The organism is Cobetia sp. BMC6 (assembly GCF_029991385.1).
In the GTDB taxonomy this organism is placed as follows: Bacteria; Pseudomonadota; Gammaproteobacteria; order Pseudomonadales; family Halomonadaceae; genus Cobetia.
The window spans coordinates 431,394-446,005 of record NZ_JAKUMF010000001.1; the positions used below are offsets into that span (position 1 = coordinate 431,394).

The 14,612-nt window shown below is 62.2% G+C and carries 11 protein-coding genes and 1 pseudogene; 7 read left to right on the forward strand and 5 right to left on the reverse strand.

Features of this window, described 5'->3' with window-relative positions; translation table 11 throughout:
* Positions 1-341: 341 nt before the first annotated feature.
* The 3 genes from groL to MKZ40_RS01875 all read right to left on the reverse strand — a co-directional run bounded on the left by groL (position 342) and on the right by MKZ40_RS01875 (position 3,542).
* On the reverse strand, positions 342-1,991 hold the full coding sequence (gene groL / locus MKZ40_RS01865; RefSeq protein ID WP_175088480.1) for a chaperonin GroEL: 1,650 nt from the start codon (positions 1,989-1,991) through the stop codon (positions 342-344).
* A gap of 57 nt (positions 1,992-2,048) precedes the next feature.
* Positions 2,049-2,342, reverse strand: a complete 294-nt coding sequence (locus tag MKZ40_RS01870; RefSeq protein WP_043331438.1) for a co-chaperone GroES — start codon at positions 2,340-2,342, stop codon at positions 2,049-2,051.
* A 636-nt stretch (positions 2,343-2,978) separates the two neighbouring features.
* Positions 2,979-3,542: an FxsA family protein gene (locus MKZ40_RS01875; RefSeq protein ID WP_175088481.1), complete on the reverse strand. Its 564-nt coding sequence runs from the start codon at positions 3,540-3,542 to the stop codon at positions 2,979-2,981.
* Between the two features lie 529 nt (positions 3,543-4,071).
* Here MKZ40_RS01875 and MKZ40_RS01880 point away from each other — a divergent pair.
* From MKZ40_RS01880 to rsd, 6 genes are all read left to right on the forward strand, one after another.
* Positions 4,072-4,833 carry an SDR family oxidoreductase gene (locus tag MKZ40_RS01880; RefSeq protein WP_054555586.1) on the forward strand — a complete coding sequence of 254 codons (762 nt, stop codon included), beginning with the start codon at positions 4,072-4,074 and terminating at the stop codon, positions 4,831-4,833.
* 143 nt (positions 4,834-4,976) lie between these two features.
* Entirely contained in the window at positions 4,977-5,474 is a 498-nt protein-coding gene (gene msrB, locus MKZ40_RS01885) for a peptide-methionine (R)-S-oxide reductase MsrB (protein WP_175088482.1), read from the forward strand.
* Positions 5,475-5,679: 205 nt separating this feature from the next.
* Entirely contained in the window at positions 5,680-8,058 is a 2,379-nt protein-coding gene (locus MKZ40_RS01890) for a Tex family protein (RefSeq protein WP_175088662.1), read from the forward strand.
* Positions 8,059-8,222: 164 nt separating this feature from the next.
* The gene (gshA, locus tag MKZ40_RS01895) at positions 8,223-9,821 is read left to right on the forward strand and encodes a glutamate--cysteine ligase (protein WP_175088483.1); all 1,599 of its coding nucleotides are present in this window, start codon (positions 8,223-8,225) and stop codon (positions 9,819-9,821) included.
* A 275-nt stretch (positions 9,822-10,096) separates the two neighbouring features.
* Complete coding sequence (locus tag MKZ40_RS01900) at positions 10,097-10,657, forward strand: disulfide bond formation protein B (RefSeq protein ID WP_175088484.1); 561 nt, start codon at positions 10,097-10,099, stop codon at positions 10,655-10,657.
* A gap of 126 nt (positions 10,658-10,783) precedes the next feature.
* Positions 10,784-11,287 carry a sigma D regulator gene (gene rsd / locus MKZ40_RS01905; RefSeq protein WP_175088485.1) on the forward strand — a complete coding sequence of 168 codons (504 nt, stop codon included), beginning with the start codon at positions 10,784-10,786 and terminating at the stop codon, positions 11,285-11,287.
* Between the two features lie 93 nt (positions 11,288-11,380).
* On the opposite strand, the gene MKZ40_RS01910 is transcribed toward rsd, so the two are convergent.
* Entirely contained in the window at positions 11,381-12,772 is a 1,392-nt protein-coding gene (locus MKZ40_RS01910; protein WP_175088486.1) for an FAD-dependent oxidoreductase, read from the reverse strand.
* A 258-nt stretch (positions 12,773-13,030) separates the two neighbouring features.
* Positions 13,031-13,687 carry an HAD family hydrolase gene (locus tag MKZ40_RS01915; protein ID WP_175088487.1) on the reverse strand — a complete coding sequence of 219 codons (657 nt, stop codon included), beginning with the start codon at positions 13,685-13,687 and terminating at the stop codon, positions 13,031-13,033.
* Between the two features lie 260 nt (positions 13,688-13,947).
* Here MKZ40_RS01915 and MKZ40_RS01920 point away from each other — a divergent pair.
* A pseudogene (locus MKZ40_RS01920) lies at positions 13,948-14,421 on the forward strand (RNA pyrophosphohydrolase); the annotation flags it as partial.
* Positions 14,422-14,612 lie beyond the last annotated feature (191 nt).

Here is a 14,612-nt window from a genome sequence, read left to right on the forward strand (position 1 = left end):
GGGCAAGCGAGGCGCGCGGCCTGAGTGGTAGCGTCACCTGTCGTGACCGTAGGCATTTCAGCTGCAATACAACGTCAGCCTCGATGCACTGTCATCACCAGGCGCAATGTCTCGGGTCGCGGCAAAAAGTGGCGCCTAGTGTAGCGTGGTGAGCGGGAGGCGTCAGGTACCGAGAGGCGTGGCGCTTGCCACATGAGAGTCACGGCGTTCACTGTATGGGGCTCGCGGTGCACACCGTGTGGAGCTCGCAGCGCTCGCCGAATGACAGGCATGAAAAAACCGCCCCTGCTTGCGCAGGAGCGGTTCGGATCACGACGGGTGAGCCGTGGGGAGAGGCTGGCTTACATCATGCCGCCCATGCCACCCATGCCGCCCATACCACCCATGTCGCCGCCGCCGGCAGCGGCCTTGTCTTCCGGATCTTCAGCGATCATGCACTCGGTGGTAATCATCAGACCGCCGATGGAGGCCGCGGACTGCAGTGCAGAACGGGTCACCTTGGCCGGGTCCAGCACGCCCATCTCGAACATGTCGCCGTAGACGCCGGTAGAGGCGTTGTAGCCATAGTTGCCTTCGCCAGCCTTGACGTTGTTGAGCACGACAGAGGCTTCTTCACCGGCGTTGGTGACGATCTGACGCAGCGGCGCTTCCATGGCACGCAGTGCGATGGCGATACCGTGAGTCTGATCTTCGTTGTCGCCTTTCAGGTCGGCCAGCTGGCCCAGCACGCGAACCAGGGCAGTACCACCACCAGGCACGACGCCTTCCTCGACGGCGGCACGAGTGGAGTGCAGGGCGTCTTCGACGCGAGCCTTCTTCTCTTTCATCTCGACTTCGGTGGCAGCACCGACGCGGATGACGGCAACGCCGCCGGCCAGCTTGGCGACACGTTCCTGCAGCTTCTCGCGGTCGTAATCAGAAGAGGTTTCCTCGATCTGAGCGCGGATCTGGGCAACGCGTGCTTCGATATCGCCTTCGTTGCCGGCGCCATCGATGATGGTGGTGTTTTCCTTGGACATGGTCACGCGCTTGGCGGTGCCCAGGTGGTCCAGGTTGGTCTGCTCGAGGTTGAGGCCGACTTCTTCGGAAATCACGGTGCCACCGGTCAGGACAGCGATATCCTGCAGCATGGCCTTGCGACGGTCACCGAAGCCCGGTGCCTTGACGGCAGCGACCTTGACGATACCGCGCATGGTGTTGACGACCAGAGTCGCCAGCGCTTCGCCTTCGATGTCTTCGGCGATGATCGCCAGCGGCTTGCCGGACTTGGCAACGCCTTCCAGCACCGGCAGCAGTTCGCGGATGTTGGAGATCTTCTTGTCGACCAGCAGGATGTACGGGTCTTCGAGTTCGACCGCCATGGTGTCCTGGTTGGTGACGAAGTACGGAGACAGGTAACCGCGATCGAATTGCATGCCTTCGACCACTTCCAGCTCGTCTTCGAAGCCACGACCTTCATCGACGGTGATGACGCCTTCCTTGCCGACCTTCTCCATCGCTTCCGCGATGATCTCGCCGATGCGAGAGTCGCCATTGGCGGAGATGGTGCCGACCTGGGCGATGGCCTTGGTGTCAGTGCACGGCACGGACAGCTCACGCACGGCCTTGACGGCTTCGATGACGGCCTTGTCGATGCCACGCTTCAGGTCCATCGGGTTCATGCCCGCGGTCACGCCTTTCAGGCCTTCGTTGACGATGGACTGAGCCAGCACGGTGGCGGTGGTGGTGCCGTCGCCAGCCACGTCAGACGTCTTGGAAGCGACTTCCTTGACCATCTGGGCGCCCATGTTCTCGAAGCGGTCCTTCAGTTCGATTTCCTTGGCGACGGAAACGCCGTCCTTGGTGACGGTCGGAGCGCCGAAGGATTTTTCCAGTACCACGTTACGGCCTTTCGGACCGAGGGTAGTCTTGACCGCGTCGGCCAGGACATTGACACCGCGCGCCATGCGCTTGCGTGCATCATCGGAGAAACGAACGTCTTTTGCAGCCATGTTTATCTCTACCTTTAATCAGTAAGTCGAAGCGTTGGAACCCGAAAAAGCTGAAACTCAGCCTTCCACCACGGCGAGAATGTCGCTCTCGCTCATGATCAGCACCTCTTCGCCGTCGATTTTCTGCTTCTCGACGCCGTAGCCATCCTTGAAGATCACGGTATCGCCGACTTTCACGTCCAGCGGGCGAACTTCACCGTTTTCGAGGATGCGACCGTTACCGGCAGCGAGAATCTCGCCACGGGTCGGCTTTTCCTGGGCGCTGCCGGGCAGAACGATGCCACCTGCAGTTTTCTGTTCTTCTTCCACGCGACGAACCACGACGCGATCGTGCAAGGGACGAATGTTCATTGCTCACGTTCTCCTGATGGTAAATCCCGCCAGCTCCCGTTCTTTGTCGGTGAGTCTGGCGTTCAATGGGGTTGCCTAGCGAGTGTTGGGCCCCGCCGCTGGGGGCGTGGCCGTTATCCATTGCACCGCTTTTATGGTGGCGGGGGGACAGCTTTCAAGTAGGCGATCATAAAAAAAATTCAAATCGGCGCATCTTGTGCGTCGCATGAAAGCTACGCACCCGGGCTGCAGCCTGTCTTCCGCAAGGTTCCGCTAGATGAATCAACGGCTTGAGTGTATCCGAGCCGTTCACTGCTGGCATATAGCTGGCAGCCCCCAGACGGTGTCCATTGGTACAAGACGCCAGAAGGTGGTCATCGGTCAGGGGGAACGTCATTGCAAGATGCAAGGTTCGGACGGGTAGCTCACGGAGCGCGAATCCGACCAGTGACTGGCATTGGCACAGGGGCAGGACAGGGCAGGTCATTACAGAACAGAAGAGGACAGGAGAGCATGATGGGGCCTGTGAGGCGAGGTATCACAAATCAAAAGGGCCCGGCACTGGCTTCCAGTACCGGGCCCATCGCTGTCATGCAAGACTTTCAAACATGACTCCCAAGCAGGCGATTGCGCGTGGTGATGGCGCGTGAAAAGGCGCTAGAGGCGCGGCTCGTCACGGCTGATGTAATCGCCTTCCAGCGGCTCGCCGGTCTGCTGGCTGCTGCCTTGCTGTCCAGCGCGATTGCCGCTTGTGTGCTGCTGATCGCCACCGCTGCGTGAGGCATCGTCAGCACGGGTGTCGGCTTCCCAGTCACCTGCGCGGGTGCTGCGGGAAGCCCCCGCAGCCGAGAAGCGTCCCTTGAAGAAGCGCGCGATCGTGCCATTGCCGCTCAGTCCACGCGTCAACAGTCCCCGTGAGGCGGGGAGCAGGCACAGCAGGCCGAAGGCGTCAGACAGAAAGCCCGGCGCCATCAACAGGGCACCGCCGAAGATGAGCGCCGCGCCTTCCATCAGTTCGCCGGAAGGCATCTCGCCACGTTGCAGGCGTTCCTGGGCGCGCATCAGCGTCGCGCGACCTTCGCGGCGAATCAGATGCAGGCCGACGGCGCCGGTGATCAGCACCAGCGCCAGGGTCGGCAGCAGGCCGATCTGGCTGCCGAGGCTGAACAACACCACGAAATCCAATAACCCGAACAGGGTAATCACTAACAGTATGGGCATCGTCTCTCCCGAAGCAGGTAAATGGCAGGTTGCGCCAATGCGTCAAGGGTAAACCAGCCGCCGGACGGGGAACAGTCGAATCGGGCCCTTTGAACGGCCCATGATCCGCTGGTGAGCGGTTGATGGTCGGTGGCGTGGATGGCTGGCGCTGCAGGGGTAGCGGTGCCATGCTGAACGATGCTGCATGTTGCAGTGCACAATAGAAGGGGCGGGCCCAGGCTCACTCATCAGTATCCCCTGATTACGCGCACGCTGTTGATAGTGTGCGTTGACGCTGTCATTGCGTAGCGTTGGCGGATCTCGCCTGCGTTGAGGCAGGACACGCCGCGATCTGTTGCACTGCATCATGAAAATTTACCGCGAACTGGCAGCGGGCGTCATCCCGAGGCATTCTCTGTCACGATGACGCTGAACACTGAAGGGCGCGGTGCGGGACACTCGACACATAGATCGTGACGCTCGTACGGCATGCGGGCCTCGCATCCGGTAGCAGTTACTGACTGCCGGCAGACAACCTGGGAGACGGGACATGAAGCTTGACGACAAGGTCATCGCGATTACGGGCGGCGCTCGAGGGCTGGGGTTGGCCATGGCGCGCTATCTGGGCGAGAAGGGAGCGGTGCTGGCGCTGCTGGACATCGAACAGGACGGCCTGGATGACGCCGTCGCGAGTCTGGAAGCTGCAGGCATCAAGGCGCAGGGCTTCGTGACCAATGTCGCGGAAGAAGACTCCGTCACCGCGGCCTTCTCGGCCATCAAGGGCGCATTGGGGCCGGTGAGCGGTCTGGTCAACAATGCCGGCATCACCCGTGACGGCCTGCTGATCAAGGCACGCGATGGCGTGGTGGAAAAGACCATGTCGCTGTCCAGCTGGCAGCAGGTCATCGATGTCAATCTGACCGGTGTCTTCCTGTGCACCCGTGAAGCGGCCAGTCAGATGATCGAAGCCGGCCAGCCGGGCGTGATCGTCAATATCTCCAGCATCTCGCGCGCCGGCAACATGGGGCAGAGCAACTACACCGCCGCCAAGTCCGGTGTCGCGGCGCTGAGCGTGACCTGGGCCAAGGAGCTGGCACGCTACAGGATTCGCGTCGGTGCCGTGGCACCGGGCTTCATCGCCACCGAGATGACCGCCGGCATGAAGCCGGAGATGCTCGACAAGATAAAGAGTGGCATCCCGATGCGCGATCTGGGTCGCCCGGAAGATATCGCCAGCAGTGTGGCCTTCATCTTCGACAATGACTACTTCACCGGGCGAGTGATCGAATGTGATGGTGGTCTGCGCATCTGACCCCATGGCTTGTGTCAGCCGATGAGACTGAAGCCCCCGCGATGACAGCATCGTGGGGGCTTTCTCTTGCGGCGAATGCATCCAACGCAGGTTGCTGCGCGTAGAGGTCAGTATTGCCGTTCATTGTCATAAGGAGACACGTCATGCAACGACGCCAATTCATGGGGCTGGTGCTGGGGACGGGAGCGATGCTGGCCCTGCCCAGGCTGTCTGCCGCACGTCCGCAGCTGGAACTCGAGCGTGGCGCGGACATCACGCCGCTGACCCTGGAGGAAGATGAATGGCGTGCACGCCTGAGCCCGGAGCAGTATCGCGTACTGCGCGAGGAGGGCACCGAGCGTGCGGGCTCCAGCGAGCTCAACAAGGAGCATCGCAAGGGGGAGTATCGCTGTGCCGGCTGTGATCTGGCGCTGTTCTCTTCTGCCACCAAGTTCGAGTCCGGCACTGGCTGGCCCAGCTTCTTCGATCATATCGAAGGACGCCTGCTGACCAAGATCGACTACGGACTCATCTGGCCGCGCACCGAATATCACTGTGCGCGCTGTGGCGGGCACCAGGGGCATGTCTTCGAGGATGGCCCCGAACCCACCGGCCTGCGCTGGTGCAACAACGGTGTCGCGCTGCGCTTCGTGCCCGCGTGAGGCGCTTGGGAGGCAACCCGATTGGCGCATTGAGCGGCTAAAGCAATCTTGCCGCTTTGTGGTAACGTGACGACATCGTGATACAGACGGCCCGGTCAACTCCACGACCGGGCCGTCTGTATATTGCCGCATGAATTCTGCTGTAAGGGACTGACGTTTCATGGACGCTACTGCAACTGACGCTACCACCCCCCGTCCTGCACCGATGCTGTCGCCCGCTGACACCACTCGCCGCATTCAACAGGCGCTGGCCGGTGAGCTTGGGGTGCGCGCAGAACAGATCACCGCCACCGTCGAGCTGCTGGATGGCGGCGCGACCGTGCCGTTCATCTCGCGCTACCGCAAGGAAGCCACCGGCGGGCTCGATGACACCCAGATGCGTCAGCTCGAAGAGCGCCTGCGCTATCTGCGTGAGCTGGAGGAGCGGCGTCAGGTCGTGCTCGAGTCGATCGCCGAGCAGAACAAGCTGAGCGCCACGCTTGAGCGGGATGTACTGGCCGCCGACAGCAAGCAGCGCCTGGAAGATCTCTATCTGCCGTATCGCAAGAAGCGTCGTACCAAGGCCCAGATCGCGCGTGAAGCGGGGCTGGAGCCTCTGGCCGATGCGCTGCTCGCGGACCCGACGCTGGAGCCGGAAGCTCAGGCGGCCGGCTTCGTCGCTGCCGACAAGGACGTGGCGGATACCAAGGCGGCGCTGGATGGTGCCAAGCAGATTCTGATGGAGCGCTTCGCGGAGGATGCCGCCCTGGTCGGTCGCCTGCGTCAACGCCTGTGGGACGATGGCATCCTCAGCGCGCGCGTCATGAAGGGCAAGGAGCAGGAGGGCGCCAAGTTCTCCGATTACTTCGAGCATGACGAGCCGCTGCACAAGGCGCCCTCGCACCGTGCGCTGGCCATGCTGCGGGGTCGCAACGAGGGCGTGCTGAGCCTCGCGCTCAAGCTGGAAGGCGAGGACGACCTGCCGCGTCACCCGATGGAAGGTGCCATCGCGACGCATTTCTCCCTAGATGATCAGGGGCGCGCCGCGGACCGCTGGTTGAAGGAAGTGGTGCGCTGGACCTGGCGCGTCAAGCTCTATACCCATCTGGAAAGCGAATTGATCGGCCGCCTGCGCGAGCGCGCCGAGCAGGAGGCCATCCAGGTCTTCGCCGACAATCTGAAGGACCTGTTGCTGGCAGCGCCGGCGGGCCCCAAGGCCACACTGGGGCTGGACCCGGGGCTACGCACCGGCGTCAAGGTCGCGGTGGTGGATGCCACCGGCAAGTATGTCGATCAGGCCACCATCTATCCGCATGCGCCGTACAATCGCTGGGACGCCTCGGTGGCCGAGCTGGTCAAGCTGATCGAACGGCATGATGTCGAGCTGATCGCCATCGGCAACGGCACCGCCTCACGCGAGACCGACAAGCTGGCCGCCGATGTGCTGACGCGCCTGTCCGGCCGTCGTCTGCAGAAGGTGATGGTCAATGAGGCCGGCGCGTCCATCTACTCGGCCTCGGAATATGCGGCGCGCGAATTTCCGGATCTGGACGTGACCATCCGCGGCGCGGTCTCCATCGCGCGTCGTCTGCAGGACCCGCTGGGCGAGCTGGTCAAGATCGAGCCCAAGTCCATCGGCGTCGGCCAGTACCAGCACGACGTCAGTCAGGTGCAACTGGGGCGCAGTCTGGAAGCCGTCGTCGAGGACTGCGTCAACGGTGTCGGCGTCGATCTCAACATGGCCTCAAGCGCGCTGCTGTCGCGTGTCGCGGGTCTCAACACCACGCTTGCCGAGAATATCGTCGCGCACCGGGACGCCAATGGCCGTTTCGCCTCGCGCCAGGAATTGCTCAAGGTCAGCCGGCTGGGTCCGCGCACCTTCGAGCAGTGTGCCGGCTTCCTGCGCATCGCCTCCGGCAAGAACCCACTGGATGCCAGCGCCGTCCACCCGGAGGCCTATCCGCTGGTCGAGCGCATCGCCAAGGCACACGGGCGTGATCTGCCGAGTCTGCTGGGTGACAGCGCCTTCCTGCGCACCGTGAAGCCGACGGAATTCACTGATGAGCACTTCGGCCTGCCGACGGTGACCGATATTCTGCGCGAACTGGACAAGCCGGGACGTGACCCGCGTCCCGAATTCCGCTTCGCCGAGTTCAAGGAAGGCGTCGAGACCCTCAAGGATCTCGAGCCGGGCATGAAACTTGAGGGCGTTGTCACCAACGTGACTCACTTCGGAGCCTTCGTGGACATCGGCGTGCATCAGGACGGCCTGGTACACATCTCTGCCCTGTCGCAAAAGTATGTTGCCGACCCGCGGGAAGTGGTCAAGGCGGGCGACATCGTCAGCGTCAAGGTGATGGAAGTCGACATCCCGCGTGCGCGCATCGCGTTGAGCATGCGCATGAGCGATACTCCCGCCGACAAAGGCGCGGCTGGCGAGGCGCGACGCAGCGCAGAGGGCGGTCGTGGTGGGCGCGCGCAAGGCGGTGGTGGCCGTCAGGAGCGCGGCGGTCGCGGCAGCAATTCTGGCGCTAGCGGCGGCGCGGCACCGGCCAACAATGCGATGGCGGCAGCACTGCTCAATGCGCGCAAGTCAAAATCATAAGCCTTGAAAGCATTTTTTACGCGCCCATAATGTGGGCATACTGACCTGACGCGAACGGTACCTGCCGTTCGCGTCTTGCATGGCATCCGGTGCAGCACGCGGGCCATGGTCATCCAATTCGACCGGAGAGGCTGGGCTTCTCCCCATGCGAAAGGGTTCATACCTTGTCCGAGCAACTCGCGTCCGCCATCGCGCGACTCACGCCCCAGGCCCGTCAGGGTCTCTTCGGGCGCCTGCGCCGTGGTATCGAGAAGGAAGGCCTGCGGGTTACCGCTGGCGGTGACATCAGCCAGACGCCGCATCCGCGTTCTCTGGGGTCGAAGCTGACCCACCCGTACATCACCACGGACTATTCCGAGTCTCTGCTCGAGTACATCACCCCGGTGTTCACTCGTCCCAAGGAGTCGCTGGAGTTTCTGGCTGACCTGCATCGTTTCAGCTATCGCAACCTGGGCGATGAGCTGATCTGGCCGGCCAGCATGCCGCCACGTCTGCACGGCAATGACAGCGTGCCGATCGCCGATTACGGCACCTCCAACAGCGGCACCATGAAGCATATCTACCGCAAGGGGCTGGATGTCCGTTACGGGCGCATCATGCAGTCGATTGCCGGTATCCATTACAACTTCTCGCTGCCGGATGATTTCTGGAGCCTGCTGCAGGGGCTGGAAGGGGCAGAGGCGGAAGATGCGCGTGATTTCCGCTCGCGTCGCTATTTCGAGTTGATCCGCAACTTCCGCCGCCATAGCTGGATCCTGCTCTATCTGTTCGGCGCCTCGCCGGGGATCGACGAGAGCTTCCTCGATGGCGGCAATGATGATCGCCTCAAGCGTCAGGCGGACCGCAGTCTGGTCTCGGCCTACGCCACCAGTCTGCGCATGTCGGACCTGGGCTATCAGAACAAGGTGCAGGCGCAGCTCAAGATCTGTTTCAACTCGCTGGACAACTTCGTCGGCACTCTGCGTCACGCCATTGTCACGCCGTGGAAGGACTACGAGAAGCTGGGCGTCAAGCAGGCCGACGGCAGCTGGTCGCAGCTCTCCAGCAACATCCTGCAGATCGAGAACGAGTACTACTCCGACATCCGTCCCAAGCGTGTCACCCGGCAGAACGAGACGCCCAGTCAGGCACTGGAAGGGCGCGGTGTCGAATACATCGAAGTGCGCTGTCTGGATCTCAATCCCTTCCTGCCGGTCGGGATCGACGAGACGCAGATCCGCTTCCTCGATACCTTCCTGATCTGGTGTCTGCTGACAGAGAGTCCGTGGATCGACGACGAGGAATGCGCCACGCTCGACGACAGCAAGCGTCGCGTGGTCGAGGCAGGGCGTGACCCGGCGCTGACCCTGAGCGTCAATGGTGAAGAGCGACGCCTGCGCGATCTGGCAGCCAATATCATGGATGAGCTGGGGGAAGTCGCGGGCCTGCTCGACAGTGGCGACAAGGCTGGCAGCGCGCACCGTGATGCGCTGGCGGCACTCGCACCGCGCTTCGATGATGCCCAGACCACACCGTCTGGCCGTCTGCTGGCCAGCATGCTCGACAACGGCAGCAACTTCGTCGACGAAGTGCTGGCGCTGGCCAGGGGCCAGGCCGAGCAGTTCAAGTCAGAACCGACGGAGCGTGCGCGCGGCTATCTGCTCGATCAGCTGGTCGAGACCTCGCTGCAGCAGCAGGGCGATATCGAGAAGGGGGATCATCAGGATTTCGACACCTTCATGGCCGAGTACTTCGCGTCCGCCCATGCTACGCAACCGGCGTGATCTCGAGACGCAACGCCAATTCATGTTCAGGTCATCGCGACACGGCATGATAGGTATCAGTCGCTGATAGTGACGGATTCGGCTATCGCTGCATCATCGGCGCCTCAGGCTTGAGGCGCCGATGATGTATGTGGCCTGCGCACCCTGACGACTGAGCGCGGTTGCTGGGCACGACGCGATGCATGCCTCCATGCAGTCGCAGGGCCTTGATGGCCTTGCGGCTGCGTCATTTCTCACCCATGACTCCACTGGAGTTTTACCGGCAAGGACGGCAAATGACACAAGCGGACAAACAATCTGGGCAGCGGCCGGTAGCGCGCAAGGGTGGGCTTGCCAGCCTGGCGAGCTGGAGCGGGCGTCAATGGTGTCTGTTGGGAGCGCTGGGATGCGCCTTTTTGCTGGGCGTGGCCTTCGTGCTGCAGTTCGCCTTCGACCTGGCACCGTGTTCACTGTGCATCTTCCAGCGCGTGGCGGTGGCCGTGGCAGGCGTATTTTTCTTGCTGGGGGCCTTGCATGGCCCCGGGCGTGTCGGCACGCGTATCTACGCGCTGGGCGCACTGGCCGGCAGCATCGGTGCGGTCGTGCTGGCGGGTCGCCATGTCTGGCTGCAGTCTCTGCCGCCGGACCAGGTGCCGGCCTGTGGCCCGGGCCTCAACTACATGCTGGAAGTGCTGCCGGTATGGGACGTGATCACCCAGGTGCTCAACGCCTCCGGTGAGTGCGCCCAGATCAGCGCGCAATGGCTGGGGCTTTCGATCCCGCAGTGGTCGTTGATCGGCTTCTGTGGGCTGGCGCTGGTACCGCTGGCGATGCTGTGGAGCAGCTTCCGCCGTTGAGGCAATTAGCCCTGCCACCATGGTGGGGGGTTGGCAGCGTGCACGGCATGGAGGATAGTGGGTTGGCAGCGGGGCGAGCACCGGATGTCAGCCCCTATCGTTCGGGTCATGCCAGAGGAGGCGCCCATGCTGGAGGAATGCACCACTGCGGCGGAACGCTTTCGTGGCGTTCATCAGTTGGTTGATCGCTGGCTGGACCAGCGACGCGAGATGCTGGTCTGCTTCATGGATCTGCACGAGGCCTGCGTCAATGACCTCGATCAGCTCGAGATGACACGCGTCAATCGTTTCATCGAGCTTTTGATGGACTACATCTCGGCAGGGCATTTCGAGGTCTATCCTCAGCTCAAGGAAGAAGGCCGTGTCTTCGAGGATACCGCGGCACTGGCAGTCTGCGAGCAGCTGATGCAGCGTCTGGAGCCCTCCACCGAGCTGGTGCTGTCCTTCGACGAGGATTTCTCCAGCCCTACCCGCTGCCAGCACTATCGCGCCCGACTGCCGGAATGGCTGGCCCGCCTGCAGCAGGGGCTGACCGAGCGCTTCGCCCTGGAGGATCAGCTGATCCAGCGTCTGCATGCGGTACACGAGCCTGTTGCCCAATCTGCCCCGTCGGGCCAGTCGGTGTCCTGAGGCGCCTCCCGTCAGGCAGCCATCAAAAAGCCCCGCCAGCGAATGCTGGCGGGGCTTTTTGATGCTCATCCCGAGGCGTGTCTCGAAAGAGGCTTACATCAGTGAGGAGGCTTCCGGACGCTCGATCTCGGTCAGTTCGATCTCGCCGGTCAGCAGATCACGCTCGAAGGCTTCCTTGTCGATGTTGAAGCCAAGGAATTCCTGGGCGAGATACATGTCCTTCTCGGCGTTGCCCAGGCAGCTGGTGCCACCCGGTGACGGCGTCATGTTGAAGACGATGCCGGTGCCCGGATTGATCTTGGCTTCGCCCATCACGAGCTTCTGCTTGCTCTTGTCGATCAACTGCGGACGAACGCCACCGAAGCCCTTGGCGAAGCTGACGTCCTTGACGTCCAGGCTCGGCACGATCTTCTTGATGTCGCCGTGGAACAGACGCTCACGCAGCACCGGCACCTCGAACATGAAGTTCTTGAAGATGTAGTTGCGGATGTCGCGCACCTTCATCAGGTCCCATAGGGCCTTGACGACGTTGCGGTCCATGCGCAGCACCTTGAGGAATTCCCAGAAGGTCTTGCCGTTGTAGCGTTCCAGCAGCGGCAGCATCAGGGCGGTCGGGCCGAAGCGGGTCTTGCCTTCCACCAGCACGTCCGGGTCGCCGTGCACGGCGGCGAACGGCAGGTTCTCGTTCTGGATGGTGTAGACCTTGCCGTTGAGCACCTTCGGGGTGAAGTAGAAGGAGCCGGCCATCGGCAGGCAGGACTTGTCCAGGCCGTAACCCATCTTGTGGGCGAACAGTAGCGAGTGACCGCCGGCGCTGACCACGACATAACGTGCGCTGAGCTCGCCCTTGTCGGTCTTGACCTTGTAGACGTCACCTTCCTTGCGGATGTCTTCCACGGCGGTCGAGAGGCGAACGTCGAAGTTCATGCCTTTCTCGGCCGCTGCCTTCTCGCCTTCGCTGACGAAGGCTTCCGACAGGGTGGTGTAGTTGACGGCGGTATATTCGTCGGTGGAACCCAGCGCGACGATCTCCTCGTCAGGACGACGACCTTCCACCACCTTCGGCTCCAGCTCGGCGATGTCGTCACGCTCGAGCAGCTTCAGGTTGGGGAACAGCTGCTTGAAGGTGTCGAAGCGCTTGCGCAGGAACTGGCATTCCTTGGCACCGACCGCCAGCACCATCTTCGGATACTTGTAGACGATGTGATCGCGCTCACTCTCGCTGAGCTTGGTGGCGAAGTTGACCACCATGCCCGCGGTGCGCTTGGTCACACGCGCCTTCTCGACCGTGTAGTTGGTCTCGATGTCGCCGCAGTGAATGGTCTGGGAGTTGTTGCGACCGTGCGAGTTGACGATCGCGACGTGGTCGTACTTTTCCACCAGGCCGACCGACTTGAGGTCGGTGTAGCGGGCGAGTTCATAGAGAAGGGCGGTGCCGGACACGCCGCCACCCACAATCAGGACATCGTATGTCGTTGAGGACATGGCTGCTCACGCTCAAGGTTGGTGAGGGACATCCCCCGGACCCGACCGGGATTCCGGAGGCCGTCCTGCCGTGACGGGGCAAAAGTTGCCGCACCAGGCTCGACGGTTCGATGGACACACATTATAGACACATCTTGTGCGAAATGATTCAGCAAATAAGGTCGACTTTATGGTGAATGCTTGTAGCCACATGAAAACCTTATAGCTGAGGTTGCTCGACCTTATGGGTCGATTAAATCCATGTAAATCAGTCTTTTATCAGTCGCGCAGTGAAATGATTCGCCAATCGCGCGCGTCAGCGGCGGCGCGCAGTTGCTCATCCGGGTCCACTGCGATGGCAGTATCGACACGCTCCAGCAGTGGCAGGTCATTGATGGAGTCGCTGTAGAAGGTGCTGCCATCCAGGGTGTGGTCACGTTCGGCGAGCCAGGCTTCGAGGCGGGTCACCTTGCCGGCCTGGAAGCTGGGGACGCCGCTGACGCGCCCGGTGTAGCGGCCGTTGACGACCTCGGGTTCGATGGCGATCAGCTCATCGACGCCCAGGCGGTCCGCGATGGGAGCGGTGATGAAGCGATTGGTGGCGGTGATGATCAGCAGGGTGTCGCCGCGTGCCCGGTGACGTGCCAGCAGCTCTTCCGCCCGCGGCAGGATGATGGGCTCGATCTTGGCGGCCATGAACTGCTGGTGCCAGGCCGCCAGCTGCTCCGGACTGTTCTCGGACAACGGCTTGAGTGAGAAGGCCAGGTATTCGTGAATGTCCAGCTCGCCACTCTGGTAGAGCTGGTAGTAGCGCTCATTGGCTTCACGATAGACGTTGGCGTCGACAGCGCCCTGTTCGACCAGAAATTCGCCCCAGGCGTGATCACTGTCCCCGGCGATCAGGGTATTGTCGAGATCAAAGATGGCCAGACTCACGGAAAACTCCTTGCTCTGCCCAGCCACACTCGGCTGGGCGACAGACACGGACAACAGAGCACGATAGGGTGCCGGCCCAGTGTTTGCGCGGGTGTACGGTGGCCGACGAGCAGTCTCGCCCGGCCGTGTTGCACTGCAATAGCGTGAAGGCAGCGATTATTGCAGAGGTGCTCGGGCTTTCACACCGCCAAACCGCGTATTGAAGCGCTTTCAGCCTTTGTGGAAGAATGGTTTCAATTAACGAATCAAAGGTGACATCCGTGATCGACGCTGACGGCTTTCGCCCCAACGTTGGCATCATCATTGCCAACTGTGAGGGCCAGCTGCTCTGGGCGCGCCGGGTAGGACAGAATGCGTGGCAGTTTCCGCAAGGGGGCATCAAGCCAAACGAGACACCGCAACAGGCGCTGTTTCGTGAACTCGAAGAAGAGATCGGCCTGAAAGCTGAGGACGTCGAGATACTGGCCTGCACCCGTGGATGGCTGCGCTACCGGTTACCCAGACGCATGGTAAGAACGCACTCCCGACCGATCTGCATCGGTCAGAAGCAGAAGTGGTTCCTGTTGCAGATTCGCTGCCAGGACAACCGCGTCAGTGTGGATACCACGCCCAATCCTGAATTCGATGGCTGGCGTTGGGTAAGCTACTGGTATCCGCTGGGGCAGGTCGTGGCCTTCAAGCGCGAGGTCTATCGGCGCGCCCTGCGTGAGTTGGCGCCGCGCCTGCAGCGTCTGGTGGACACCGAACGGCTCAAGGCACTCGCCGAGGGGGCATCGCTGCATGAGGCGCGAGGTGCCTGCGGGACGCCTGGGGCCAGTGGCTCGCCGGTCGGCACTGCCAACGCGGCGGCCAAGGGGCTCGATGGCACAGGTGCCGCTGGCTCCGGGGCCGGTGGCGCCAGCTCCAAGGGTCACGGGCGTCATTC